A 26,805-nucleotide genomic window follows, 5' to 3' on the forward strand; every position below is an offset into this window, starting at 1 on the left:
GTTGCCCCGCAGCGCGCGCCGCGATCAGGCTCGGCGGAACACCAGCGTCCCGTTGGTGCCGCCGAAGCCGAAGTTGTTCTTGACGGCGTAGTCGATCTTCATCGGCCGCGCCTCGTTGGCGCAGTAGTCCAGGTCGCACTCGGGATCCTGGTTGAAGATGTTGATCGTCGGCGGCGAGATCTGGTGGTGCAACGCAAGCACGGTGAACACCGACTCGATGCCGCCGGCGCCGCCGAGCAGGTGGCCGGTCATCGACTTGGTCGAGTTGACCACCAGCTTCTTTGCGTGGTCGCCGAAGGCCAGCTTGATCGCGTTGGTCTCGTTGACGTCGCCCAGCGGCGTGGAGGTGCCGTGCGCGTTCAGGTACTGCACCTGATCGGCGTTGACGCTGGCATTGCGCAGCGCGGCACGCATGGAACGCTTCGGGCCATCGACGTTCGGCGCCGTCATGTGGTACGCATCGGCACCCATGCCGAAGCCGGACAGCTCGGCGTAGATCTTCGCGCCGCGGCGCCTGGCGTGTTCGTACTCCTCGAGCACCAGCACGCCGGCGCCCTCACCGAGCACGAAGCCGTCGCGGTCCTTGTCCCACGGGCGCGAAGCCGTCGCCGGGTCGTCGTTGCGCGTGGACAGCGCACGGGCTGCCGCAAAGCCGCCGATGCCCAGCGGCGACACGGTGGACTCCGCGCCGCCGGCGATCATCACGTCCGCGTCTCCGTACTCGATCAGACGGCCCGCTTCGCCGATGCAATGCAGGCCCGTGGTGCAGGCCGTGACGATGGCGAGGTTCGGCCCCTGGAAGCCGAAGTGGATCGACACATGCCCGGAGATCATGTTGATGATCGAGGCCGGCACGAAGAACGGCGAGATGCGGCGCGGCCCGCGGGCGGTGTACTCGCCGTGGGTCTCCTCGATCATCGGCAAGCCGCCGATGCCCGATCCGACGATGCAGCCGATCCGTTCCGCCGCTTCCTCGCTCAACGCATCGTTGATGGGCAGGCCCGCATCACGCACCGCCTGAATGGACGCCGCCATCCCGTAGTGGATGAAGGTGTCCATGTGGCGCGCTTCCTTGCCGGGAATGTAGTCCTCGATCTGGAAGCCCTTCACCTCGCCGGCGAACTTGCACGCGAACGCCGACGCGTCGAAGCGCGTGATGTTCGCGATGCCGGAGCGCCCGGCGATCAGATTCGCCCAGCCTTCGGCCACCGTGTTGCCCACGGGGCTGATCAGGCCGAGTCCGGTGACGACGACGCGACGGCGGCTCATGCGCAATGCGGATGCATGGACAAGGGGATCGGGCCGGCCTTCAGGCGGCCTTCTGGTGCTTGACGGCGTAATCGATCGCCAGCTGCACGGTCGTGATCTTCTCGGCTTCTTCGTCCGGGATCTCGATGCCGAACTCGTCCTCGAGGGCCATCACCAGTTCCACCGTGTCCAGCGAATCGGCGCCGAGATCGGCCACGAATGCTTTCTCGCTGGACACATCGGCCTCGGGCACACCCAACTGTTCGGCGATGATCTTCTTGACTCGTGCTTCGATGTCGCTCATGACTCCTCCGGGAGTGTTTACAGAAAACAGGGCGGGATTCTAAGGCTTGGCCGCTCGGCGCCGCGGATGCCCCGCGGCGACGCGGTCAGGCCATGTACATGCCGCCGTTGACGTGCAGTTCGGTGCCGGTGATGTAGCCGGCACCGGGCGAGGCGAGAAACGCCACCGCGTTGGCGATCTCGTCGGCCTGGCCGAGGCGGCCGAGCGGGATCTGCGCCAGCAGTGACGCCTTCTGCGCCTCGGGCAGCGAATGCGTCATGTCGGTATCGATGAAGCCCGGTGCGACGCAGTTGACAGTGATGCCGCGGCTGCCGAGTTCGCGCGCCAGCGAACGCGTCATGCCCGCCACGCCGGCCTTGGCCGCCGCATAGTTGGCCTGACCCGGGTTGCCGCTGGCTCCGACGACCGAGGTGATGTTGACGATGCGGCCGTAGCGCTGCTTCATCATCGGCTTGATCGCCGCGCGGCTGGCTCGGAACACCGCCTTCAGGTTGGTGTCGATCACCGCGTCCCAGTCGTCGTCCTTCATGCGCATCGACAGCGTGTCGCGCGTGATGCCGGCGTTGTTGACCAGCACATGCAGGCCACCATGCTGCTTGACGATGCCGTCGATCGCCGCGTCCAGCGCCGCAGCCTCGGTGACGTCGAGCCTCAGGCCGCTGCCGCCTTGCGGTGCGAGCGCCTCGCCGATCGCGGCGGCGCCGGCATCGGTCGTCGCCGTGCCGACCACCTTCATGCCCTGGGCGGCGAGCGCCAGCGCGATGGCCCGGCCGATGCCGCGCGAGGCGCCGGTGACGAGTGCGACCTGGCCGTTCATCGAGACGTCGCTCATGCCAGCCCCCCCTTGGCCTCGGCCAGGGTGGCCGGGTCGAGCACGTTGCCGACGATCAGTTCAGCATCGATGCGCCTGGCCAGGCCGGCCAGCACCTTGCCGGGGCCGCACTCGAACAGATGCGTCGCGCCGCGGGCGCGGATCGCCTGCACGATCTCGACCCAGCGCACCGGGCCGAAGGCCTGCCGGTACAGCGCCTCGCGAATCGCGTCCGGCGCGGTCTGCTCGACCACGTCGATGTTGTTGATCAGCGGAATCTGCGGCGCGCGCAGCGTCACCGCCGCCAAGCGTTCTCTCAGCCTGTCCGCGGCCGGCTTCATCAGGCTGCAGTGGAACGGTGCGGACACCGCCAGCGGCAGCGCGCGCTTGGCGCCGCGCCCCTTGAGCGCCTCGCAGGCCTGGTCGACGGCCCCCTTGGTGCCGGCGATCACCGTCTGCTTCGGATCGTTGTAGTTCGCTGCGGAGACCGGCTCGCCCACGGCCGCGGCAACTTCGGCGCAGGTGGCACGCACGATCTCGGCATCGAGGCCGAGGATGGCCGCCATCGCCCCGACGCCTACGGGAACGGCCTCCTGCATCGCCTGCGCACGGAAGCGAACCAGCGGCAGCGCGTCGGCCAGCGTCAGTGAGCCTGCGGCCACCAGCGCGCTGTACTCGCCCAGCGAGTGGCCGGCGACGACCGACGGGGCACGGCCGGTCTCGGCCATCCAGGCGCGATAGCAGGCCACGGCAGCGGCCAGCATCACCGGCTGCGTATTGGTGGTCAGGTCGAGCTGTTCCTTCGGGCCCTCGTGGATCAGCCGGCCGATGTCCTCGCCGAGCGCCGCGGAGGCCTCGGCCAGCGTGTCGCGCACGGCGGGGTGGTCGCCCCACGCGTCGAGCATGCCCACGGTCTGCGACCCCTGGCCGGGGAACACGAATGCGAAGCTTGTCATCGCCCTTGTCTCTCTCTTGTCGTCTTGTCGGCCCGCAGCGGGCACAGCCTCAGAAGTCGAGCAGCACCGCGCCCCAGGTGAAGCCGCCGCCCACACCTTCGAGCATCACGGTGTCACCCGGCTTGACCTGGCCCTTGCGCACCGCGACGTCCAGCGCCAGCGGAATCGACGCGGCAGAGGTGTTGCCGTGCTCGTCGACGGTAACGACGACCTTGTCCATCGAGAGCTTCAGCTTGCGCGCGGTGCCCTGCATGATGCGGATGTTGGCCTGGTGCGGAATCAGCCAGTCGATGTCGGCGTCGCTGCGGCCGGCCTTGTGCAGCACGGCGCGGGCAGCGCTCTCGAGCACGCCGACGGCGAGCTTGAAGACCGCCTGGCCATCCATCTTCAGCAGCGGGTCGCCGACCACCTTGCCACCGGACACCGTACCCGGCACGCAGAGGATCTCGACGTGGCGGCCATCGGCATGCAGATCGCTGGCCAGGATGCCCGGCGAGTCGCTGGCCTCCAGCACCACGGCGCCGGCGCCGTCGCCGAACAGCACGCAGGTCGTGCGGTCCTTGAAGTCGAGGATGCGCGAGAAGACCTCGGAGCCGATCACCAGCGCGCGCGTCGCCAGGCCGCCGCGGATCATCGAGTCGGCCACGGCCAGGCCGTACACGAAGCCGGAGCAGACGGCCTGCACATCGAACGCGGCGCCGCCGAAGGCCCCGAGCTTGCGCTGCACGATGCAGGCGGTCGACGGGAAGACCATGTCCGGCGTCGAGGTCGCGACGATGATCAGGTCGATCTCTTCCGGCTTGCGACCGGCCGCCTCGAGCGCATGGCGCGCGGCGTGCACGGCGAGGTCGCTGCCGGCCACGTCGGGGGCGGCGAAGTGGCGCGCGCGGATGCCGGTGCGCTCGACGATCCACTCGTCGGAAGTCTCGATGCCGTCACGCGCGAGCCGCGCCGCGAGCGCCTCGTTGGTCACCCGGTCGGGGGGCAGGTAGCTGCCGGTGCCGGTGATGCGGGAGAAACGAGGGGTGGGATTGCTCATCGTGAAGCGGCCAGCGCCGGCGGTTCGGTCTGAGGCTCCGCGCTCGGCGCCGGCATCGCGGCCAGCGTCTCGAGAATGCGGTCGTGCACGCGGTCTAGCAGTCGGTTGCGCGCCGCATCATAAGCCCGGTTCAGAGCCGTCTGGAAAGCGAAGGCATCGGCCGAGCCGTGGCTCTTGAACACCAGGCCACGCAGGCCGAGCAGCGCCGCGCCGTTGTAGCGGCGATGGTCGACGCGCGCCTTGAAATGGTTGAGCACCGGCAGCGCGACCAGAGCGGCGAGCTTGGTGAAGACGTTGCGCGTGAACTCCTGCTTGATGAAGTTCGACAGCATCGAGGCCAGGCCCTCGGCCGTCTTCAGCGCGACGTTGCCGACGAAACCGTCGCAGACGACGATGTCGGTGGTGCCCTTGAAGATGTCGTTGCCCTCCACGTTGCCGTGGAAGTTCAGGTGGCCGCTGGCGGCGGCGGCACGCAGCAGTTCGCCGGCCTGCTTGATGGTCTCGCTGCCCTTGATCGCCTCTTCGCCGATGTTGAGCAGGCCGACGCTGGGGTTGTCCTTGCCTTCGACGGCGGCGACCAGCGCGCTGCCCATCACCGCGAACTGCAGCAGGTGATCGGCACTGCAATCGACGTTGGCGCCGAGGTCGAGCACGGTGGTGTAGCCGTCGCGCTCGTTGGGCATCACCGAGGCGATCGCCGGGCGGTCGATGCCTTCGAGCGTCTTCAGCACGTAGCGCGAGACGGCCATCAGCGCGCCAGTGTTGCCGGCGGAGACGCAGGCCTGCGCAGCAGCGCGGCCGTTCTCGCCGACCTTGACCTGGGAGACGGCCACGCGCAGCGAGGAATCCTTCTTCCTGCGCAGGGCGACCTCGACCGGATCGTCCATCTCGACGACTTCGGTGGCGGCAACGACGGTGCAGCGTGGCCAGCCCGCAGCCGATGCCAGCACCTCCGCCTTGCCGACGAGAATCAGGTGCGCTTCGGGGTGCGCTTCGAGGAAGGCACGGCAGGCCGGCAGGGTGACCGACGGCCCGTGGTCGCCGCCCATGCAGTCGACGGCCAGCGTCACCCGCTCCAATACGGCGGTACTCATGTCAGACCGGGGAGCGGCCAAGCCGCGCCGCAGCCACGACGCGTCAGGCGTCGGCCTTGGTCTTCAGGACCTTGCGGCCGCGGTAGAAGCCGGTCGGGCTGATGTGGTGGCGCAGGTGCGTCTCGCCGGTGGTCGGCTCGATCGCCGTGCCGGGCGCCGCCACGGCATTGTGCGAGCGGTGCATGCCGCGCTTGGACGGCGACTTCTTGTTCTGCTGAACGGCCATGGAATTCTCCTGTGTGGCGGGACCGGTCAAACCCGCCCCGGCGGGAGCGAATCCCGCACGACACCCGCCGTGACCGCCATGGCGACACTGGAAGGCGTCCGATGAAAAGCCCGCGATTCTAGCATGTGCCGCCGACTCGCCCGTGGGGTGACCTCAGTGCCGCGACTTGCCCTTGAGGGCTGCCAGCGCCGCGAACGGGTTCGGGCGCTCCTGCAGCGGCTCGTCGGCGGACGCCGGCACGGCCAGGGGTCGCGGGCACTCGTCGTGTCGCGGCACCAGCGGCAGCGCCAGGATCAGTTCGTCCTCGATCAATCCGCAGAGATCGAGCGCGCGAGTGAGCACCAACACATCGTCTTCACTGTCAGCGTCGATCTCGGCGGCCGTGGCCTCGTCCTGAACGAAGCGGAAGCTGCGCTGCGCGGCCAGCGGAACCTCGACTGGCTGCAGGCAGCGCTGGCACTCGAGGTTCAGCCGCGCGCGCGCCGCGACGTGCAGCCACACCTGCGGCCGGTCTCCACGCACCGGTCGAAGTTCCCCATGAGCCTCCCAGGACACCCGATCGCCGTCGCCCGGCTGCGCCTCGGCATGGGCCGACCCGCACAGCCGTTCCATCCCGGTCAAGGGCCATTCGCCGGCCAGTTCGTCGCCGTCCTTCGCGAAGGCCTCGACGTCCAGCCGCAGGGGATCGCGGTTGCGCGCTTTCATGGCATCGAGTGTACGGGTCGCGATGGGACAATCCGGGCATGACCCCGCGCCCCCCGCTGATCCTTGCATCGACCTCGCGCTACCGTCGCGAACTGCTCGAGCGCCTGCGCCTGCCCTTCGACGTCTTGTCGCCGCAGGTGGACGAGACGCCGCGCCCGGGCGAAGCACCCGCGCGCCTCGCAGCACGATTGGCCGATGCCAAGGCCGCAGCGGTCGCGGCACTGCACCCGGACGCGGTCGTGATCGGCTCGGACCAGGTCGCCGACCTCGATGGCGAGCCCGTCGGCAAGCCCGGCACGCACGAGCGCGCCGTGCAGCAGTTGCGTGCCATGCGCGGGCGCAGCGTGGTGTTCCAGACCGCCGTGGCCGTACACCGCGCCGCGTCGGGCTACGTCGGCGCGGCGCTCGCCCCGGTGACGGTGCGCTTCCGCCAGTTGTCCGATGCCGAGATCGAACACTACCTGCGCACCGAGCAGCCGTACGACTGCGCCGGCAGCGCGAAATGCGAGACGCTGGGCATCGCGCTGCTCGACGCGATCGAGTCCGACGACCCGACGGCGCTGGTCGGCCTGCCGCTGATCCGCACCAGCGCCCTGCTGCGCGCGGCCGGCATCGACCCGCTGCTGCCATGAGCACGCCGGGCGGATCGCTCTACCTGGTGCCGAACTCGCTGGACTTCGGCATCGACGGTGCAGATGCCGCGGTGCCGATCGAAGACGTGTTGCCGCTGGGCGTGCTGTGCATCGCCGCCCGCCTCGAGCACTGGGTGGCCGAGAGCGCGCGCAGCACGCGAGCGTTCCTGAAGCGTGTCGATCGGGTCGTGCCGCTGGCGCGGCCACTGCAACAGATCGCCATCGTGGAATTGCCGCGGCCCTCCAAGGGCGCCAAAGCGCCGGCTGCGCCCGACCTGAAGCCCCTGCTCGCCCCGCTGCGCGCCGGCGTCGATCTCGGGCTGATCTCCGAGGCCGGCCTGCCGGCAGTGGCCGATCCGGGCGCGGCGCTCGTCCAGGCGGCCCATGCCGAGCACATTGCCGTCGTGGCGCTGCCCGGCCCGAGTTCGCTGCTGCTGGCACTGGCGGCCAGCGGCCTGAACGGGCAGAGCTTCGCCTTCGTCGGTTACCTGCCGGTCGAAGCCGGCGCACGCGCGGCACGCCTGCGCGAGCTGGAGGCGCTGTCGCGCCGGGCGCAGCAGACGCAGATCCTCATCGAAACCCCCTACCGCAACGCCGCGATGCTCGATGCGCTGCTGGCGCATCTTCAACCGGGTACGCGGGTCTCGTTGAGCTGCGGCCTGACGGCGCCGGGCGCATTCACGCGGACCGACAGCGTTGGCGCCTGGCGCGCCTCGGCAGCTTCGCTGCCGGCGGACCGCCCCGTGGTGTTCGCCTTCCTGGCCGGCTGAGCGCCAGCCTGTCCGTTCAGGACGAGGGCACCTCGTCAGCGGCCGGCTTCTTCGCGCCGAACAGCGCCGCGACCTTCTTCTTCGGCTTGATGTACGCCGACAGACCACCCCGCGGCGCGGGCACGGCGGCCTTCTTGTCCCAGGCCGGCTCGGCCTCGGGATTGCTCGGCTCGTAGGGCTGGTCGAACAGCGGATCGGCCGGCTTCGCCAGCGGCGCCGGGCTGCGCTGCACCGCGGCGCGCGGCGGCCGTTCGTCGCCACCGCCGTCGTCGCGCCGGCTGCGCTCGCGGACGAAGTCGCGCCGCGGCGCCTCGTCGTCGAGCTCGAAGGGTTCGATCTCGATCTTCTTCGTGATCAGCTTCTCGATGTCGCCGACCATGCGCATGTCGTCGCGCGCGACCAGCGTGAACGCCAGGCCCGAGGCGCCGGCGCGGCCGGTGCGGCCGATGCGGTGCACGTAGTCCTCGGCATTGAACGGCACGTCGAAGTTGAATACCGCCGGCAGGTCGGCGATGTCCAGCCCGCGCGCCGCCACATCGGTGGCCACCAGCACGTCGACCTCGCCGCGCTTGAAGGCGTCGAGCGCCTTCAGCCGCTCGTCCTGGCTCTTGTCGCCATGCAGCGCATTGGTGCGCAGGCCGTCGCGTTCAAAGGAGCGCGCCAGCCGGGCACAGCCGAGCTTGGAGTTGACGAAGACGATCGCCTGCGTGATCGAGCGCTCCTTGAGCAGCTTGAGCACGGCGCGGCGCTTGTCGTCCGGGGCGACGCTGAAGAAGCGCTGCTCGACGTTGGTGGCGGTCGCGTTCGGCCGCGCCACCTCGACGAGGATCGGATCCTGCAGATAGCTCTCGGCCAGCCGCTTGATCTCGTTCGAGAAGGTGGCCGAGAACAGCAGTGTCTGGCGCTGCTTGGGCAGGTAGCTGAGGATGCGCTGCAGGTCGGGCAGGAAGCCGATGTCCAGCATGCGGTCGGCCTCGTCGAGCACCACGTACTCGACCTGGTTCAGCACGCAGTTCTTCGCCTCGATGTGGTCGAGCAGCCGGCCCGGCGTGGCGATCAGCACCTCGACGCCGGCCTTCAGTTCGGCCGTCTGTGGCTTCATGTCGATGCCGCCGAACACCACCGTCGCACGCAGCTTGGTGAACTTGGAGTACTGCTTGACGTTGTTGGCGACCTGGTCGGCCAGCTCGCGCGTCGGCGCCAGCACCAGCGCGCGCACCGGGTGACGTGCCGGCGACATGCTCGGGTTCTCGTGCTTGAGCATCTTCTGCAGCAGCGGGATCGAGAACGCGGCGGTCTTGCCGGTGCCGGTCTGCGCCGCGCCCATCACGTCGCGCCCGGCCAGCACGATCGGAATCGCCTTGGCCTGGATCGGCGTCATCGTCTGGTAGCCGGAGTCGGCGACGGCGCGAAGCAGCTTCTCGTCCAGCGGCAGGGTGTCGAAACGGGCCGGCGGCGGTGCCGCGACCTCGGGGCTGGCGTCGCTCGTGGCGGTGCCGGGGGTGGGGTCCATCATCCCGCCATTATCGGCGAGGCGGCTGCTTGCCCTTCATCAGCAGCCAGCGGGGCGACTTGAAGCGGATGATCAGCGAGTACAGCGACACATAGATCAGCGCAAATGCCACGATGAAAAGGCCGAGGATGCGCGAGTCGTTCCAGAACAGCACGCTGGGCACCACGGCCGTCATGCACAGCATCCACAGGTAGGGCGCGGTCATCGCGTTGCGCTTGGTCATCGCGGCGGCGTCGCGGTTGCCCACCGCCCAGCGCAGCAGCCGGCGATAGACCAGGCTGTGCAGGTGCACGCCGTCGGGCATGGCGATCGCCCGGCCCCGCACGACGCGCCGCCGGTACATCGAGAACAGCGTCTCGAACACCGGGTACACCGCCGCCAGCAGCGGGAACAGCGGCGAGACGTCGTCATTGCGAACGACCAGCAGCAACGCCACCTCGGCGGTGTAGAAGCCGAGGAAGTAGGCCCCGCCGTCGCCGAGGAAGATCAACCCGTGCGGGTAGTTCCAGATGAAGAAGCCCAGCGTGGCGCCGGCGCCGATCAACGCCAGCGCCAGCACCAGCGGATCGCCGGTCTGCCCGGCGACGTAGGCCACCGCCAGCAGGATCATGACGACGCACATCGAGGCCAGGCCGTTGAAGCCGTCGATGATGTTGACCGCGTTGGCCATGCCGGCCACGGCGATCATCGCCAACAGCGTGGCGCCACCCTCGAACGCGGCGATCCAGTCCAGGCCCCAGATGTCGGTGCGGCGGATCGCCGTGTTGAGCAGGTACACCGCCAGCAGCGCGGAGACGGCTGCGGCCACCAGCCGCGGGAACGGCGGCACGCGCTTGGTCAGATCCTCGGCCAAGCCGGCGGCGAAGGCCGGAAAGCCGCAGATCACCAGCAGCGCCAGATGCAGGGCCAGCTGCCGCTGCCAACCGAGCACGGCCGCGGCGACGGCGACGAGCATCAGCGCCGCGAACACGCTCAGCCCGCCGACGCGGGCCACGGGCTGCGAATGGACCTTCTGCGGGCCGGAGAGATCGTGGTCCTTGGTCGCGGCACCGTGGTGCCGGAGGATCCGCACGACCAGCAGGGTCAGTGCCGCGGACAGCACGAACGCGGCAAGGAACTGGATCATGGCCGCAAGTGTAGTGAGGCCTTGCAGACCCGCCTCTCCAGCGGTAACGCTCCGGCCTTGGAAGATAATCCGCCCTCTCCCGTTCCCCACGCACCCCATGATCCTGGTCACCGGCGGCGCCGGCTTCATCGGCAGCAACTTCGTACTCGACTGGCTCGCATGCAGCGACGAGCCGGTGCTGAACCTCGACGCGCTGACCTACGCCGGCAACCTGCGCAACCTCGCCTCGCTGGACGGCAATCCGAAGCACCTGTTCGTGCACGGAGACATCGGCGACCGGACCGTGGTCGCCGAGTTGCTCGCCCGCCACCGCCCGCGCGCGGTGCTGAACTTCGCCGCCGAGAGCCACGTCGACCGCTCGATCTCCGGCCCCGAGGCCTTCCTGCGCACCAACGTGATGGGCACGCTGAACCTGCTCGAGTCGGTGCGCCAGCACTGGAGCGCCCTGCCCGAGGCCGAGCGCGCTGCGTTCCGCTTCCTTCAGGTCAGCACCGACGAGGTCTACGGCTCGCTCGCGCCCGACGCACCGGCCTTCACCGAACTGCACCGCTACGAGCCGAACAGCCCCTACGCGGCCAGCAAGGCCAGCGCCGACCACCTCGTGCGCGCCTGGCACCACACCTACCGGCTGCCGGTGCTGACGACCAACTGCTCCAACAATTACGGCCCGTTCCATTTCCCCGAGAAGCTGATCCCGCTGATGATCGTCAACGCGCTGGCCGGCAAGCCGCTGCCGGTCTACGGCGACGGCATGCAGGTGCGCGACTGGCTCTACGTCGGCGACCACTGCCGCGCCATCCGTACCGTGCTCGAGCGCGGCGTGCCTGGCGAGCACTACAACGTCGGCGGCTGGAACGAGCAGGCCAACATCGACATCGTCAGGCAGGTCTGCGCGCTGCTCGACGAGATGCAGCCCGACCCGGCCGGGCCGCGCTCGCGCCTGATCACCCACGTCACCGACCGCCCCGGCCACGACCGCCGCTACGCGATCGACGCCCGCCGCATCGAGCGTGAACTCGGCTGGCGCCCGCAGGAGACCTTCGCCAGCGGCCTGCGCCGCACGGTGCGCTGGTACCTCGACCATGCCGACTGGGTGCGCGACGTGCAGAGCGGCGCCTACCGTGAATGGGTGGCGCAGCAGTACGGCGCCCGCGCATGAGGATCGTGCTGTTCGGCAGCCGCGGGCAGCTGGGCTGGGAGCTGCAGCGCGCCCTGGCCCCACTGGGCCAGCTCACTGCGCTGAGCACCGACAGCCGCGACTGGCCGGCCGACTTCCGGCAACCGGAGTCGCTCGCGCAGACCGTGCGCGGGCTGCGGCCGGACGTGGTGGTCAATGCCGCGGCCTACACCGCCGTCGACCGCGCGGAGAGCGAGGCCGATCTGGCCTACACGATCAACGCCACCGCGCCCGGCGTGCTGGCCCGCGAGGCCGCCGCGCTCGGCGCCACCCTGCTGCACTACAGCACCGACTACGTGTTCGACGGCAGCGGTGATGCGCCGCGCGGCGAGGACGCGCCGGTCGCGCCGATCAATGCCTACGGCCGCAGCAAGCTGGCCGGCGAAGAGGCCGTGCGCGCGAGCGGCTGCCGCCACCTGATCCTGCGCACCAGCTGGGTCTTTGCAGCGCGGGGCGGCAACTTCGCCAAGACGATGCTGCGCCTGGCCGCCGAGCGTGACAGCCTGCGCGTGGTCGCTGACCAGATCGGCGCACCGACCGGTGCCGAGCTGCTCGCCGACGTCAGCGCCCATGCGCTGCGCACGCTCGAGCGCGAGCCGGGCCTGGCTGGCACCTACCATGTCGCGGCAGCGGGCGAGACGAGCTGGCATGCCTACGCCTGCCGCGTCATCGACGGCGCAGCGGCGCGCGGCTGGCCGCTGAAGCTCGCATCGCGCGACATCCAGGCGATCGCGACACGCGACTACCCGACCCCGGCGGCGCGGCCACTGAACTCGCGGCTGGACACCACGCGCTTTCGCCGCGCCTTCGGCCTGACCCTGCCGCCCTGGCAACAGGGTGTGGACCGCATGCTCGCCGAGTTGCTCGACGACTGACCCCTGGGAGGCATTCACGATGGCACGCAAGGGCATCATCCTCGCCGGCGGCTCCGGCACGCGGCTGCACCCGGCCACGCAGGTGGTCAGCAAGCAGCTGATGCCGGTGTACGACAAGCCGATGGTCTACTACCCGCTGTCGACGCTGATGCTCGCCGGCATCCGCGAAATCCTCGTCATCAGCACACCGCAGGACCTGCCGCGCTACGAGGCGCTGCTCGGCGACGGCGCGCGCTGGGGCCTGGACCTGCACTACTGCGTGCAGCCCAGCCCCGACGGCCTGGCGCAGGCCTTCCTGCTCGGCCGCGACTTCATCGCCGGCGAATGCAGCACGCTGGTGCTGGGCGACAACATCTTCTACGGCCACGACCTGCAGCCGCTGCTTCACAAGGCGGCGGCGCAGCGCAGCGGCGCCAGCGTGTTCGCCTATCACGTGCACGACCCGGAGCGCTACGGCGTGGTCGAGTTCGATGCTGCGCAGCGCGCCATCAGCATCGAGGAGAAGCCGAAGCAGCCGCGCAGCGCCTACGCCGTCACTGGCCTGTACTTCTACGACCAGCAGGTCTGCGACATCGCCGCCGACATCCGCCCGAGCGCCCGCGGCGAACTCGAGATCACCGACGTCAACGCGCGCTATCTCGCGCAAGGCCAGCTCAACGTCGAGATCATGGGCCGCGGCTACGCGTGGCTGGACACGGGCACGCACGACAGCCTGCTCGAGGCCGGCCAGTTCATCGCCACCATCGAGCGCCGCCAGGGGCTGAAGGTGGCCTGCCCGGAGGAGATCGCCTTCCGCTCCGGCTGGATCAGCGCCGCGCAGCTCGAGGCGCTGGCCGCGCCGCTGGCCAAGAGCAGCTACGGCCAGTACCTGTCGCGGCTGCTCAAGGACAAGGCGTTCTGATGAAGGTGACGCCCACCGATCTGCCCGAGGTGCTGCTGATCGAGCCGGCCGTGCACGGCGATGCACGCGGCTTCTTCATGGAGAGCTTCAACCAGCGCGCCTTCGATGCCGCGGTCGGCACACATGTCGAGTTCGTGCAGGACAACCATTCGCGTTCGGCGCGCGGCGTGCTGCGCGGGCTGCACTATCAATTGCCGCCGCACGCGCAGGGCAAGCTGGTGCGCGTGACCCGCGGCACGGTGTTCGACGTCGCCGTCGACATGCGGCGCAGCAGCCCGCGCTTCGGCCGCTGGGCCGGCGCCGAACTCAGCGGCGACAATCACCGGCAGCTGTGGATCCCGCCGGGCTTCGCGCACGGGTTTCTGGTGCTGAGCGATGCGGCGGACTTCTTGTACAAGACGACCGAGTACTACGCGCCTCACGCCGAGGGGGCGGTCCGCTGGGACGACCCCTCCGTAAACATCGACTGGCCGGACGCCGGGATACAGCCGTTGGTGTCGGCGAAGGATGCCGTAGCGCCTCTGATCGAGCATGCGACACGGTACGAGTAAACGGTAGCGGCACCTTGCGGCGAGTCGGATCCCTGGCGCTACCGGGGGGCAGGCTAAAGGAGAATACGCGGTTTACCCCCATGCACACACAGAACCTCCCTCCCACCCGCCCCAGGCGCGACGCGTTGAGGATTCAGCGAGCCGTGCTATTCGCCTTGGTCATCCGGGAACTGCGTGCCCGTGTACAGGGTCGCTGGCTGGGGCTGATGTGGATGCTCTTTGAGCCGCTCGCTCACGTGCTGCTCATACTGACAATCTTTGGCTTCCGGCAACATGCCGTCAGCCTAAACATCGAACTGCCAGTCTTCCTCGTCACTGGACTGTTGCCGTTCTTCATATTCCGCAATCTTGCGCGCCGGCTGTCCAACTCGATCACATCCAATCGCAATCTGTTCTCCTACAGGCAGGTGCTTCCCATCGATGCGCTCGTTGCGCGGGCGGCGGTGGAGATCGGGCTCTACAGTGCCGTGTATGTCGCCGCGCTTACGCTGCTAGGCTGGTTGGGCTATCACTGGGTTCCCCGAGCACCGCTTGAACTGATCGCCGTCAGTGTCGTACTCCTGTTGCTCGGCATAGGCCTCGGCTTGGTGTTCTCCGTACTTGTTCACCGGCGCCCCCGAGTGGGGACCGTAGTCAACCTGCTTTTCTACCCGCTGTATCTGCTTTCCGGAGTGATCTTCCCTGTGCATGGCTTGCCGCTTGCCGTGAGGGAATGGCTGCTCTGGAATCCAGTCCTACATTTGATTGAGTTGTCTCGCTTCTTTTTCATTCCACACTACGCAGTTTTACCCGGCACCAGTTTCGTCTACCCGGCAGCATTTGCATTGGTCGTCGCAGCTCTGGCGATGAGCATGTACCGTGTCTACAGATTCCAGTTTGTCACCGTTGGCTGACCGCCTGTTCATATGCTCGAACTGCAAAACATGACAAAGTGGTATCGCACGCCGCATGGACGGCGATACGTGTTCCGAGACTTGAACTTTTCGTTCCCCAGCGGCGCGAGCATTGGACTCATCGGGCGTAACGGGGCCGGGAAGTCGACTTTGCTGCGCATCATCGGCGGCATTGACACCCCTAACGCTGGCCGGGTTGTCACTGACGCTCGCATTTCGTGGCCGGTGGGATTGTCCGGAGGGTTCCAGACCTCGCTGACGGCGCGAGAGAATGCGCAGTTTGTCTGCCGAGTACACGGGGCAACCGGTGCGGCGATGCGCCGCATCATCGATTTTGTGGCCGACTTTGCCGAGATTGGAGACTATTTCGACCTCCCAATGTCGTCCTACTCGTCAGGGATGCGGTCTCGGGTCGCGTTCGGACTGAGCATGGCATTCGATTTCGATTACTACCTAATTGACGAGGTCCTCGCGGTTGGCGACCCTCAATTCAAGAGTAAGAGCCAAGCCGTGCTGCGCGAGCGTCTCAGTCGATCCAAGGTGATCATGGTCTCGCACAGTACGCCTGAGATCACGCGCTACTGCGATGTCGTCGTGCATGTCGAGGATGGACGCGCTGTACTCTACGAGGACGTCCGGAAGGGTATCGCCGCGTACATGAAGCCTCCAACACCTATAACGGTTAAGACCCCTGGCGCCCTGGAGGCGCCTCCCTCCGCAGTCGGCCAAGTCGCCCAGTCATGATGGATCTGAAGACCTTGACCCCACGGCGGTTGAAGCTTGCCCTGGTTGCTCTGCCAGTGGTGGTTGCAGCGATCTACTTCGCGCTAGTCGCGGCCGACCGCTACGTCAGCGAATCGACAGTGGCGCTGCAGCGGGCTGGCTCGGAGGCAGCCGCCGTACCAGGCGCCGCCATGCTTCTTGCGGGGCTAAACCCGCCGTCGCGCGAGGAGACGCTGTACCTCCGCCAGTATGTGCACTCGCTCGGTTTACTCCGAGCGCTCGATGCGAAGCTCGGCGTGCGGAAGCACTACTCCGCACAGCGGCTGGACCTAGCTACACGTCTCCGGGAGGACGCTTCGCAGGAGGACTTTCTCAGCTACTACAGGAGCCGAGTAGAAGTATCGATGGACGAGCTGTCGTCCACGCTGACCATTCGCGTTCAGGGATTCGATCCCGAGTTCGCACGCCGGCTGAACCAAGAGATCCTTTCGGCAAGCGAAAACTTCGTCAACGAGATGTCCCACAAGTTAGCGCGCGAGCAATTGACGTTTGCCGAGGGTGAACTTGCGCGCGCAAGCGAGCACCTGCAAGGCGCCAAGACCGAGGTACTTGCATTCCAGGGAAAGAACAAGCTGCTCGACCCGACCGTGCAGGCGCAAGCGAGTGGAACGGTCGTTGCGGAGATGCAGGCGTCGGTCACCCGTGCAGAGGCCGAGTTGCGAGGCCTGCTCACGTTCCTGAACGATGACTCTTATCAAGTCAAGGCGCTGCGCGCGCAGATCGCGGCGACCCAGGCGCAACTGGAAGTTGAACGCTCTCGAGCCACGGGGAGCGGCAAGAAGAGCGACCGACTGGGTGCGCTCGCCATCGAATTTGAAAGCTTGAAGATGAAGTCGGAGTTCGCGCTCGATGCCTATAAGCTCGCCCTCGCCGCAGTGGAGAATGCTCGAATAGATACGACTAGAAAGCTGAAGAGCTTGGTCGTGATCGAGCCCGCAACGCTGGCGGAGACCGCTGAGTATCCTCGCAGGCTCTACAACCTCGCAACCCTCCTCGTTGGCTGTCTGCTTCTCTACGGTGTCGTGCGCCTCGTGATCGCCACCATTCGTGAACACCAGGACTGATGCCATGAATCGCTTCCCTTGTCTCACGAGTCAACGTTGCCTTCAGCTCGGGGCGATCCTTGTGCTCGGGCTCGCGGCAACATGCGCCACAGCGCAGTCGAATGACCCGTTGAACACCAGCCCCCGCGGACTGACGGACCTACCAGCGCGACGCCCTCCACTGGTCGCTGCTCCTTCGACTTCCGGGCCTGCTCCAGTTGCACCAGTTCCCGCTGCCGCACCGCTGGCACTCCCGCCCGATCCGGCGACGGCCGCAAAGCCAATCGTCTTTGGATCACAGGCTTTCACAGGCAGGTTTGGAAGTGAGACCTTTGCTGGCTTCAATCCCGACTATCAGATCGCCGTGGGTGACCGCATTAGCGTGCGCATCTGGGGTGCATACACCTTCGAGGCGGTGCAGCCGGTAGACGTGAAAGGCAACATATTTGTGCCCAACGTGGGCCCGCTAAGGGTTCTGGGCGTCCGCAATGGTGATCTGAATGCTCAGTTGGAATCGCAGCTCAAGCGCACCTTCCGCAGCAACGTCGGGATATATGCCACGCTTGAAGCGGCGCAGCCGGTGAAGATATTCGTCACCGGATTCGTTCGGGCGCCTGGTCTCTACGGCGGACTATCTTCCGACTCGGTACTTCACTATCTCGACCGGGCCGGCGGAATCGACCCGGATCGCGGTAGCTATCTACAGGTGGATGTACTCCGCGCGGGCAATCTGCGCGCCCGCGTCAACCTATATGCCTTCTTGCTCGAGGGGCGGATTGATCAATTGCAGTTGCAGGATGGCGACACCCTTGTCGTTCAACCCCGCCGCCACGCCGTCCAGATCGGTGGTGAGGTGATGAACCCCTACATCTTCGAGTTGGATAGACCGAGCATTACGGGTGCCGAGTTGCTCAATTTGGCGCGCCCTCGCCCTAGTGCCACACACTTGAGTGTCGTCCGCATGCTTGGGAGCGAACGACGGAGCGAGTATTACGCACTGGCTGACGCCGCACAGATCTCCATCAGAGACGGCGATGAAGTACTTGTGACATCGGACAAGCACCCCGGCACCATTCTCGTCCGCATCGACGGCGCACACCTCGGCGAGCGCACGCTAGTGCTGCCATACGGTTCGCAACTGAAGGACGCGGTGACGCGCATCAAGCCTGCGCCACAGGCACGAATCGAAGCGCTGCAACTGTTCAGGAAATCCGTTGCTGAGCGGCAGAAGGAACTCATTGAGACATCATTGCGCAGTCTCGAAACATATGCCCTGACCGCTCGTTCGGCCACCAGCGAGGAGGCCGCGTTGCGCGGCAGGGAGGCGCAGCAGATCCTCGAGTTCATTGACCGTGCGCGCCAAGTGCAGCCGCGCGGCCAAGTAATTCTTGGCGACCAGATCGAGGCCGGGAACACGCTGCTTGCTGACGGCGACCTGATCCGAGTACCTGAGCAGAGCAACTTGGTACTCGTCAGCGGAGAGGTGCTGTTCCCGAACGCTCTCGTTTTCGATTCGACTGCCAACTCGAATACATATGTGATGCGAGCCGGAGGCTACACCCAAGGTGCGGATCGCGCAAAGCTCATCGTACTGAGGCAGGACGGCAGTGTTGCCGACGGCAACAACGTCCAAGTGCGACCTGGCGACGAGATCATGGCGCTGCCGAAGATTGAGACCAAGAGCATCGAAATCACTCGCGGCATTACGCAGATCATTTACCAGATTGCGGTGGCAGCAAAGGTGTTGTTCGACCTCTGAGTTGATTCATTCATACATTCAAAGCATGCAGGCCCGTTGGCCGGAGGAGCACTAATGCGGCAATTCAGCTTGACACTGCGCCTGGGACTCGGCTCCGTGGCGACATTGCTCGCCGTACCCGTCTTTTCGCAGATGGTCGTACGAGAGGACTTCGACTCCGGGGTGACGCAGCGATCGGCACCGAGTTGCCTGCGTGGCAACCTCGAGAAGAAGCAGTCTGCGCAGTTTGGCCCGTACGGCAGGGACGGCAGCGCAGGCGTTCGTATCCGCTACCAGGGTTTCGAACTCGGCAGCGAGCGCACCGTATTCTCCTGCCCCCTGCCCCGAAGGGGCTTGGAGTACACGCTTTCCTACGACGTGAGATTCGAGCCCGACTTCCAGTTTGTGAAGGGCGGGAAGCTGCACGGTCTTGGGCCTCAAAAGATCATGTCTGGTGGTGATGGCACGGCACCCGACGGCTGGAGCGCCAGAGTCGCCTTCCGGCCCGACGGTGGAGTGGAGACCTACGTCTACCACCAAGACCAAAAGGGCGCATTCGGACAGATCGACCGGGCGAAGGAGTTCAGGTTCGAGAAGGGCGTTATGTACCGAGTGTCGCTGTACGTGAAGTTGAACGCGGGGCCAACGGCAAAGGACGGTGTCGTGAGGCTCTATGTCGACAACAAGTTGCTCGTCGAGCGGACTGACTTGCGCTATCGCGCTGTCGGCGGAGAAGCCGCTTTGATCTCCCGCGTAATTTTCAGCACCTTCCACGGCGGAGGATCGCCGGAATGGGCACCCAAGGACGGTCAGGGTAACTACACCGCTGTGTATGCAGACTTCGACAACATTGAGGTATCTGAAGGCTCGGCTGTTTCGGCCCGCTGAAAGGTCTTCTCGCGCCCCCTTCTTCAATCGACGTCTCAGAGGAAATCAGCAACCATGGCATCAGCGAAAGGAAGTGTTGAAGACTTCCTGGACGACATCGAGCCCTTCTTTTACGGCCGCCGCCTCACGTTCGTGGACGTCGGGGCATATAGGGGAGAAGTGTTCAAGAAGCTCAAGAGTTCGCGCCTCAAGGTTCGAGAGGCGCATCTGGTAGAGCCAAACCCTGAGTCGGTCACCCGCCTGAGAAGTGAGTTGAGCGGGCTTCTCACCGAGCGTAACGTGCACATTCACGCGGTCGCGATGGGCGCCACCAGTGGCCGGGTTCGACTGCGTGGCGCGCAAGACATGACCAAGGTGGTCGCTGCCGCAGCCGATGCGGTTGAGGATCCCGATGCGCAGGGCAATCTGTTCGAAGTCCAGTGCGTGACGCTTGACGAACTCAGTCAGCGTCTGACCGAGCCCCACATCTCTTTGCTGAAGATCGACGTCGAAGGATTTGAGACCGAGGTACTCAAAGGAGCGCCTCGCCTGCTCGAGAACCAATCCATTGACATGCTGTACATCGAGGCCGGCATGAACCCGGGTGGCACCCAGCAGGCCTATTTCAGGGACATCGACGACATCCTTCTGCGGTACGGCTACAGGATGTTCCGGATCTACGAGCAGACCACAGAGTGGATCGTGGATTCCCCACTGCTGCGACGGGTCAACATCGCCTACATGAGCAGCCGGTTTGCCCAGAACAATCCCTACCGCCTGACGCAGGAACTGTTCCAGGCACGTCGCCAGCTCGAGGAGGCCGGCCACCAGGCAAAGGAACTCAAGGAAGCCAGCGCGACGTTAGAGCGTCGTATCGCCGGCATCGAAGCACAAAACAGGCAGGCACAACTCGATGCAACTGCGCAGCAGCGCGCGTTGAGCCAACGCTGTGAAGAACTGCGCATCCAGTTGCTGGAAGCGCAGAGCCGACGCCATGAGATCGACGTCGCGGAGTACGAAGCGCTCAAGCGCCACACGGACGCACTCGAAGCAGAACTTCGCGCACGGGACGAGCGACTGGCAACTTCCGACAGTCAGATTCGCGAACTCGAACAGCACGTTCAGAGTACGACAAAGCTCCTCGGAGACGCGCGCGTTGCCGAAAACGCTCTGATCGCCAAGCTGGGAGAGGCGAACCAGAGCGAACTCGCTCTGCGCACCAAGCTTGATCAGGCCGAACGCGCCTGTCAGGTTTGCGAAGAGATGAGCCGGGACCTGCTTCAGGGGTTCGACGAACTTCGCCTAAGCGAGCGCCGCGCCCAGGCAGACGCTCGAATGGCTCACCTGCGCGAGGAACGCACTCGCCGACGACTGGCAAATCGACTCGGCACGGTGATTCTGGAGAACGCGCGTAGGCCGTGGGCATGGTGGAAGATGCCAGCGGCCCTGATACGCATGTACTCAGAATACCGCCGAGACAAGGCGCAGGGACTGCTCGCGCCGCCAGTTCCGCCTTCCGACCAGTTGCAGCTTCGCAAGGGCCGGCTCGCCTCCGTGCCCAAGTCGCATTGGCAGACAGTCGCCCTGCCCGAATCGAGTGTACCTAGTGAGCTTTGGCTCACCCCTCTGTGCGTTAGCGCGCGCGGCACAACGACGATTGAGTTCAGCTCGGAATCGCCGGCGACATGTGCTCAGTTCATTCGTTCTGGTAGTGTCGACCCAGCAACTGCATCACGCGACCCCACTTCGACCGTTGCGCTGACCCTGGTGCCCGGCCGAAGTGTCATGCTGTTGTCCACTTTCGCCTCCGCTGGATCGATCCAGTTCCGCAAGATTCGCGGGCTTGCCTGCGTGCTGAAGTTCGACATGCGAGCGGGTCGCGTCGAACAGATGGCCGCGGAAGCCGCGTCTTCGTCTGCGGAGCGCCCAATGCCCGAGGAGCAACCTCTTTCTCGGAGCGCTGCCGGTTTGCGTGCGCCAGAGCCTATGGTGCCAGGCACCGTCGCGGTCGACGAGCCCAAGCGAATGAAGAGCGCGATCCTCTGGCAGGCGTTCCAGATGGTCACAGAAGGGCAGGTAGATCGTGGCATTGCGTTTGCCGAACGGCACGCTCGGGACTTCGTTCGTCCAGCCATCAGCCTACTGAAGGCCAATCGCGAGATCGGCAACGACGCGCAGTGGCTAAGGCACGTCAATGACTACTTGAGGCAGTTCGACATCGAGCCCATTACGCTTGAACCCTCTGGCGGCACACTGTTCTCGCGCCTGTCCACGCGGCCGATTCACCGGATCGAGAACGGTCCACTAATCAGCGTAATCATGCCAGCGTTCGAGGCCGAGCGAACTCTCTGGAGCGCTGCCCGCTCGATCCTCAACCAATCCTGGAGTTCTCTCGAACTCATCATCGTTGACGACTGTAGTAGCGACCACACTTGGGAGATTATTGAGAAGCTCAAGCGAAGCGACCCGCGTGTCAAGGCACTGCGCAATCGTGCCAACGTCGGTCCCTATGTATCGAAGAACCTGGCACTTTCCATTGCCACCGGCGAGTTCATTACAGGTCATGACGCCGACGATTGGGCGCACCCCCAGCGGCTGGCCTTGCAGGTCCAGGAAATGCTCAAGTCCGGGGGCAAAATCAAGGCCTCAATGACCAGAATGGTCCGACTGAACGATTCCGGCTACTTCGGACACTTCGCCAAGGAGGGCAAGACTTCCGACGATGGCGCGCTTCGCGACGCAGCGATCTCCTGCATGTTCGAGGCGACGTATATGCGCAGGCATCTCGGCTACTGGGACTCGGTGCGCTTCGGTGCAGACAGCGAGTTGATTTCACGGGCAGAGTACGTTCTCGGCAATGGTTTCGCCAAGTTTCGTCAACTTGCCATGCTCTGCCTTGATGTCGAAGGTAGCCTGACGAACGATCCAGTACATGGTGTGTCCAAGCTACATGGAATCTCACCGACGCGGCGCTTTTACCGAGAACAATGGACCGAGTGGCACCAGACCATCGATCTTGAGAGTGCGTACCTTCCATTCCCTCACCAACCCCGGCGCTTCGTGGTACCCGAAGCTGCGGCAGTGAGCGACGGTTCGTTGACTTCCGTGCTGCAGGACCTCGCAGCCGAGCGCATCGGGAGTCTTGACCCGACTCCGCAGTTCCGGACCGCGACCCTGAGCCAGTAGTCAGCCCCCACCGTGTCCGTCAACGGCCGCGATGAGCCCCCGGCCAACTCTTAGGACATCCCTTGCGAGTTGGCCGCACCAGACCCGCCACCTGCACTAGCCCGCCAAACACCATGAAGCACTTCATCATCACCCGGAACCTGTACAAGGATGAGTACCCGAACAAGCAGGAACGGCTGGAACTGATCCGGCGCATCACGATTCCCTCCCTGAGGCGCCAGACGAACAAGGACTTCGTCTGGATCCTGACCGGTGCAGAAGGGCTGGCATCGGCCGACTTCGAGGGTATCCAGCATGTGGTCGACCCCAAGTTCGAGAAGTACATCATCAGCGTCACCGAGGCCGGCGAGAAGATCATCACGACTCGCCTGGACAACGATGACTACCTCCTGCCCACGTTCGTCGACGACGTCCAGCGCGTAGCAGCGGACCTGGAAGAAGGCTTGATCGATGCCGGTGGCTACCGCGTAGACATGCGCTACAAGGCCGTCTACCAAGACACCTTCTATCGCAGTGTGCCATCGCCTTTCCTCAGCGTCGTGGAGATCAAAAAGTGCAAGCGATGCCGTGTTCGGACAGCGTACTACGACGACCACACGCTGATGCACCATCACTTCCCGCTGACACGCACTAAACGCAGCGGCTGGGTCCAGGTCATCCATGGACTCAACAAGATCATGAGCCGCCCGGAGGAGGACGTGCGCAAGCGGGGCAAACTGCTGGAGACGTCCTATGACGACTTCTTGCGCGAGATGTGCCTCGATCTGCCGCACCAATTGCTGGCGGGAGCGCCGCCACAGCCTGACACCCGTCCTTCCGGCTTGCCTGGTGCCACGCGCTCCCTCGCCGATCTGGCGCTAGAGTTCGGCACCGACAAGCTGACGCACGGCTACCTGACGACCTACGAGAAGTACTTGGCTCCGCGTCGTCAGGACGCGCTGACCATCGTGGAGATCGGGCTGAAAAAGCGGGCCAAGGGCGTGTCTGGCTGCGAGTCTCTGCGCATGTGGCGCGAATACTTTCCGAATGCCCGGGTGATCGGTTTGGACATCATTGATGTGTCGACGCTGCCCGTTGTCGAGCGCACCGAGGTGTACCAATGCGATGGCACCGATCCAAGGATGCTTGCGAGCGTTTTCGAGCGCCACGGCATTCAGCCGGACATCCTGATTGATGACGGCGCTCACACGCCGCGCAGCCACCAAGTCGCACTGGGGGTCATCTTCCCTCGCATGCGCTCGCGGGGGATCTACTTCATTGAGGACCTGCAGGTGTGTATCAACCCCAACATCTTCGCGAGATGGGATGTCACACCCGAAAACAACACGATCACGTATCTGCAGAAACTCCAGGAAACGAAGGAATCGAAGAGCACCTTCCTCGATGACACCGCCAACCGTTACCTGGCGGACCACGTTGGCCAGATTGCCTTCGAGAATAGGTTCTACATGGCTGTGCTGACCAAGAAGTAGGAGCAGAAGCGTGCGGCGCACAGTGCCGGAGGCCCGACGAAGCAACATCGCACCTTCCAAGCTCGCGCGAGTATGGCAAGCGCTTCGGCAAGCACTTCGTACGACCCACGGCTCGTCGCGCGAGAGGAGCATCGCGCAGCGCATTGCATGCCACCGCGACTCAGGTGCTGACTACGTGGCGCAGTGCCTGGACCTCGGCTTGCGGCGTCGGGCTGACGCCGCCTACGCGGCACTTCCGCCCGATCGGCGCACTCCCTTGCTTGACATCAGGCTGGCCCTGGCGAAGTCTGACTTCGACGCAGTCGACGCGCTGCTTGAATGCGTCGCAGCACCTGCCTCAGGGGTACCGCCCTGCAACGAGAGTCAGCTATCGCGGATCGTCGACCTGACCGCACCTGTGTCGCCGCGTGGCTCGCTGAGGGTCATCCAGAATCGATTGCCGATGCACCCCGCCAGAGCCGCTTTGGCACTGGCGTTGGGGGAAGTCGACGAGTTCGAACGATCTATGCAGATCGGAGCACAGCGCCTCGGCCCCGACCGATTGCTGTTGCGGGCCAACACCGTAGCGCCCGGAGACAGGCTCACGCTTCTCAATCGATTCTTCAATGAGTGCGGTCTGCGAGAGGTCGGTCTCCTAGACGACCACGCACCACTCTCAGTGACAAACTTGCGCCAGCTCGAGCTTCCGCCTTCCGCCACCGCCGCCACACCTCGGCTCTCGGTCGTACTGACCGCATTCAATGCCGAGGCCTATGTGGCTGCGGCCATGAGATCGGTGCTCGATCAGGAGATGCGTGAACTCGAGCTGATCGCAGTGGACGACTGCAGCAGTGACGGCACATGGACCGCAATGCAGGTACTCGCGGCAAGCGACGAACGTGTCACCGCTGTTCGGCTCGCAAGGAACTTGGGGACCTATGCTGCGAAGAATGTTGGTCTAGAGCTGGCTAGCGGTGAGTTCGTAGCCTTTCAGGACGCGGACGATTGGTCGCATCCCGATCGGTTCTCCAGGTGTTTGGCCCTGCTCGACCAGAATCCCCGCTGTGTCGCGGTGTCGTGCAGCTACATCCGGCTTACCGACACGGGTCAGTTCCACTCGACCAAGCTGTGGCCCATGACCCGCTGGACCCCGAACTCGATGATGTTCCGGAGACTTGATGTGCTCAACCGCGTCGGGTTTCTGGACGAGAACCGATTCGGCGCGGACAGCGAATTCGTTTCCAGGGTGCGCGCACAGTTTGGCTCCGCCGCGCTGCTCAAGCTCCAGCTCCCCCTAATCGTCGCGGCACACCGGAGCGGATCGCTCACCACCTCTCAGGAAACCGGTATCGACGCGCGAGGCCAATCGGAGACCAGGGCGCTCTACGAGGAGTCCTGGACTGAAGAACTCGTTGGCAAGCTGCTGCGGGGCGAACCACTGCTGCGGCAGCCTGAAGCAACCTTGAACGACGCCGCTGCGGTTTTCGAACGACGCCCCAGCGGAGCGGGATTGCGCTCTCAAAGCCGCCAGACGCGATAGCCCGCGCCACGCAGGGCGGCCGCGTCGAACGACGACTTGACGTCGGTGAACACACCGCCGGGAACGAGCTTGGAGGCAAGATCGTCCAGCGACAGCGTCAGGTAGTCCCGGTGGGAAACCGCCGCGACGATGGCATCGGCCCGCGGCAGCGCCTGCCATGGCACGAGATCGACTCCGTACTCGGCCCTGGCTTCGTCGGGGGATGCGTGCGGGTCCGCGACATGCACTGTGGCGCCGTAGCTGCGCAGTTCCTGGATGATGTCCACTACCTTGCTGTTGCGCAGGTCGCTGCAGTCTTCCTTGAATGTCAGGCCAAGTACGTTGACGGTCGCCCCTTTGACCGAACTGCCTCCGGCGATCAGGTGCTTGACGGTCTGCTCGGCGACATAGCTGCCCATACCGTCGTTGATGCGCCGCCCGGCCAGGATCACCTGCGGGTGGTAGCCGAGAGTCTCGGCCTTGTGCGTAAGGTAGTAAGGATCGACACCGATACAGTGCCCACCGACGAGGCCTGGCTTGAACTTCAAGAAGTTCCACTTGGTCCCGGCGGCCGCAAGCACCTCGGCAGTGTCGATGCCGATCCGATGGAAGATGATGGCCAGTTCGTTCATGAGCGCGATGTTCAGATCGCGCTGCGTGTTCTCGATCACCTTGGCCGCTTCGGCCGCCTTGATCGAACTCGCGCGGTGGACACCCGGCTCGACGATCCGCTCGTACAGTTCGGCCACCTTGGCGAGCGTCTGCGGCGTATCGCCGGAGACGATCTTCACGATCTTCGTCAGGGTGTGCTCGCGGTCGCCGGGATTGATACGCTCGGGGCTGTAGCCGACCCAGAAGTCGGTCTTCCAAGTCATGCCTGACTCGCGTTCGAGGACGGGAATGCAAACCTCTTCCGTGGCGCCGGGGTACACGGTGGATTCGTAGACGACGATCGCACCGCGCCTCATGTGGCGCCCGACCGACGTACTGGCACCGACCAGCGGGCCGAAGTCAGGGATGTGCGCCTCGTCCACCGGCGTCGGAACCGCGACGATGATGATGTCAGCCTCGGCCAGACGCGCCGGATCCGCGGTGTACTCGGCGTAGGGGGAGGCGGCCATCTGCTCGTCGGTCAGTTCGCGGGACGGGTCCCTGCCCGCCCGGCACTCTGCGACCTTGTGGGTGGCGATGTCGAACCCGACGGTGCGCAACTGCTTGCCGAACTCGATCACCAGCGGCAGACCGACATATCCCAAACCGACCACGGCGACAACAGTCAATTCGATTCCTTCGATTCGATCCAAACGGCAGATTCTATCCAGCGCGGCTCCAGGCTCCTGCGCTGCCCGTCGCAGCCCCTGCGTGCCCGGTTCTGGTAAAACCGCGCCCGGCTAGGC

General features: G+C 65.4%; 25 protein-coding genes. 14 read left to right on the top strand and 11 right to left on the bottom strand.

Features of this window, described 5'->3' with window-relative positions; genetic code table 11:
• Positions 1-24 precede the first annotated feature (24 nt).
• The 8 genes from fabF to AAG801_RS06010 all read right to left on the bottom strand — a co-directional run bounded on the left by fabF (position 25) and on the right by AAG801_RS06010 (position 6,383).
• Entirely contained in the window at positions 25-1,269 is a 1,245-nt protein-coding gene (gene fabF / locus AAG801_RS05975; protein WP_341887596.1) for a beta-ketoacyl-ACP synthase II, read from the bottom strand.
• 40 nt (positions 1,270-1,309) lie between these two features.
• Positions 1,310-1,552, bottom strand: coding sequence for an acyl carrier protein (gene acpP / locus AAG801_RS05980; protein WP_341887597.1), 243 nt, complete (start codon positions 1,550-1,552; stop codon positions 1,310-1,312).
• A gap of 85 nt (positions 1,553-1,637) precedes the next feature.
• Positions 1,638-2,384, bottom strand: coding sequence for a 3-oxoacyl-ACP reductase FabG (gene fabG / locus AAG801_RS05985; protein ID WP_341887598.1), 747 nt, complete (start codon positions 2,382-2,384; stop codon positions 1,638-1,640).
• Positions 2,381-3,319 carry an ACP S-malonyltransferase gene (fabD, locus tag AAG801_RS05990; RefSeq protein WP_341887599.1) on the bottom strand — a complete coding sequence of 313 codons (939 nt, stop codon included), beginning with the start codon at positions 3,317-3,319 and terminating at the stop codon, positions 2,381-2,383. Before fabD ends, fabG begins: the two co-directional genes overlap by 4 nt.
• 49 nt (positions 3,320-3,368) lie before the next feature.
• Positions 3,369-4,358, bottom strand: coding sequence for a beta-ketoacyl-ACP synthase III (locus AAG801_RS05995; RefSeq protein ID WP_341887600.1), 990 nt, complete (start codon positions 4,356-4,358; stop codon positions 3,369-3,371).
• The gene (gene plsX, locus AAG801_RS06000) at positions 4,355-5,452 is read right to left on the bottom strand and encodes a phosphate acyltransferase PlsX (protein WP_341887601.1); all 1,098 of its coding nucleotides are present in this window, start codon (positions 5,450-5,452) and stop codon (positions 4,355-4,357) included. Before plsX ends, AAG801_RS05995 begins: the two co-directional genes overlap by 4 nt.
• A 43-nt stretch (positions 5,453-5,495) precedes the next feature.
• Positions 5,496-5,678, bottom strand: coding sequence for a 50S ribosomal protein L32 (gene rpmF / locus AAG801_RS06005; protein ID WP_112190625.1), 183 nt, complete (start codon positions 5,676-5,678; stop codon positions 5,496-5,498).
• 153 nt (positions 5,679-5,831) lie between these two features.
• On the bottom strand, positions 5,832-6,383 hold the full coding sequence (locus AAG801_RS06010; RefSeq protein ID WP_341887602.1) for a DUF177 domain-containing protein: 552 nt from the start codon (positions 6,381-6,383) through the stop codon (positions 5,832-5,834).
• A gap of 38 nt (positions 6,384-6,421) precedes the next feature.
• On the opposite strand from AAG801_RS06010, the gene AAG801_RS06015 reads away from it, so the two are divergent.
• Together AAG801_RS06015 and AAG801_RS06020 are read left to right on the top strand one after the other, a co-directional pair.
• Positions 6,422-7,015 (top strand): Maf family nucleotide pyrophosphatase, encoded by a 594-nt coding sequence (locus AAG801_RS06015; protein ID WP_341887603.1) that lies wholly within the window; start codon positions 6,422-6,424, stop codon positions 7,013-7,015.
• A complete protein-coding gene (locus tag AAG801_RS06020; RefSeq protein WP_341887604.1) occupies positions 7,012-7,785 on the top strand; it encodes an SAM-dependent methyltransferase in 774 nt (257 codons plus the stop codon). Before AAG801_RS06015 ends, AAG801_RS06020 begins: the two co-directional genes overlap by 4 nt.
• A 16-nt stretch (positions 7,786-7,801) precedes the next feature.
• Here the strand turns inward: AAG801_RS06020 and AAG801_RS06025 are convergent, their stop codons facing one another.
• Both AAG801_RS06025 and AAG801_RS06030 read right to left on the bottom strand, forming a co-directional pair.
• The gene (locus AAG801_RS06025; protein WP_341887605.1) at positions 7,802-9,301 is read right to left on the bottom strand and encodes a DEAD/DEAH box helicase; all 1,500 of its coding nucleotides are present in this window, start codon (positions 9,299-9,301) and stop codon (positions 7,802-7,804) included.
• Between the two features lie 7 nt (positions 9,302-9,308).
• Positions 9,309-10,424, bottom strand: coding sequence for a glycosyltransferase (locus AAG801_RS06030; protein WP_341887606.1), 1,116 nt, complete (start codon positions 10,422-10,424; stop codon positions 9,309-9,311).
• Between the two features lie 97 nt (positions 10,425-10,521).
• On the opposite strand from AAG801_RS06030, the gene rfbB reads away from it, so the two are divergent.
• The 12 genes from rfbB to AAG801_RS06090 all read left to right on the top strand — a co-directional run bounded on the left by rfbB (position 10,522) and on the right by AAG801_RS06090 (position 25,429).
• Positions 10,522-11,583, top strand: coding sequence for a dTDP-glucose 4,6-dehydratase (gene rfbB / locus AAG801_RS06035; RefSeq protein ID WP_341887607.1), 1,062 nt, complete (start codon positions 10,522-10,524; stop codon positions 11,581-11,583).
• Positions 11,580-12,476 (top strand): dTDP-4-dehydrorhamnose reductase, encoded by an 897-nt coding sequence (rfbD, locus tag AAG801_RS06040; RefSeq protein ID WP_341887608.1) that lies wholly within the window; start codon positions 11,580-11,582, stop codon positions 12,474-12,476. Before rfbB ends, rfbD begins: the two co-directional genes overlap by 4 nt.
• 19 nt (positions 12,477-12,495) lie before the next feature.
• Positions 12,496-13,377, top strand: a complete 882-nt coding sequence (rfbA, locus tag AAG801_RS06045; protein ID WP_341887609.1) for a glucose-1-phosphate thymidylyltransferase RfbA — start codon at positions 12,496-12,498, stop codon at positions 13,375-13,377.
• Complete coding sequence (gene rfbC / locus AAG801_RS06050) at positions 13,377-13,928, top strand: dTDP-4-dehydrorhamnose 3,5-epimerase (RefSeq protein ID WP_341887610.1); 552 nt, start codon at positions 13,377-13,379, stop codon at positions 13,926-13,928. The genes rfbA and rfbC overlap by 1 nt, the downstream gene beginning before the upstream one ends.
• Positions 13,929-14,071: 143 nt before the next feature.
• Positions 14,072-14,821: an ABC transporter permease gene (locus AAG801_RS06055; RefSeq protein WP_341887611.1), complete on the top strand. Its 750-nt coding sequence runs from the start codon at positions 14,072-14,074 to the stop codon at positions 14,819-14,821.
• A 12-nt stretch (positions 14,822-14,833) separates the two neighbouring features.
• Positions 14,834-15,565, top strand: coding sequence for an ABC transporter ATP-binding protein (locus AAG801_RS06060; protein WP_341887612.1), 732 nt, complete (start codon positions 14,834-14,836; stop codon positions 15,563-15,565).
• The gene (locus AAG801_RS06065) at positions 15,565-16,668 is read left to right on the top strand and encodes a capsular biosynthesis protein (protein WP_341887613.1); all 1,104 of its coding nucleotides are present in this window, start codon (positions 15,565-15,567) and stop codon (positions 16,666-16,668) included. The genes AAG801_RS06060 and AAG801_RS06065 overlap by 1 nt, the downstream gene beginning before the upstream one ends.
• A 4-nt stretch (positions 16,669-16,672) precedes the next feature.
• Positions 16,673-18,406: a polysaccharide biosynthesis/export family protein gene (locus AAG801_RS06070; RefSeq protein WP_341887614.1), complete on the top strand. Its 1,734-nt coding sequence runs from the start codon at positions 16,673-16,675 to the stop codon at positions 18,404-18,406.
• 54 nt (positions 18,407-18,460) lie between these two features.
• Positions 18,461-19,273: a polysaccharide lyase gene (locus AAG801_RS06075; RefSeq protein ID WP_341887615.1), complete on the top strand. Its 813-nt coding sequence runs from the start codon at positions 18,461-18,463 to the stop codon at positions 19,271-19,273.
• 54 nt (positions 19,274-19,327) lie between these two features.
• Entirely contained in the window at positions 19,328-22,438 is a 3,111-nt protein-coding gene (locus AAG801_RS06080) for an FkbM family methyltransferase (RefSeq protein ID WP_341887616.1), read from the top strand.
• Between the two features lie 113 nt (positions 22,439-22,551).
• Positions 22,552-23,910 (top strand): hypothetical protein, encoded by a 1,359-nt coding sequence (locus tag AAG801_RS06085; protein ID WP_341887617.1) that lies wholly within the window; start codon positions 22,552-22,554, stop codon positions 23,908-23,910.
• 175 nt (positions 23,911-24,085) lie between these two features.
• Positions 24,086-25,429, top strand: coding sequence for a glycosyltransferase family A protein (locus AAG801_RS06090; protein WP_341887618.1), 1,344 nt, complete (start codon positions 24,086-24,088; stop codon positions 25,427-25,429).
• On the opposite strand, the gene AAG801_RS06095 is transcribed toward AAG801_RS06090, so the two are convergent.
• Positions 25,408-26,688 carry a nucleotide sugar dehydrogenase gene (locus AAG801_RS06095; protein ID WP_341887626.1) on the bottom strand — a complete coding sequence of 427 codons (1,281 nt, stop codon included), beginning with the start codon at positions 26,686-26,688 and terminating at the stop codon, positions 25,408-25,410. The two genes, AAG801_RS06090 and AAG801_RS06095, sit on opposite strands and share 22 nt — an antisense overlap.
• Between the last annotated feature and the right edge of the window lie 117 nt (positions 26,689-26,805).

Source organism: Variovorax sp. YR752 (assembly GCF_943372545.1).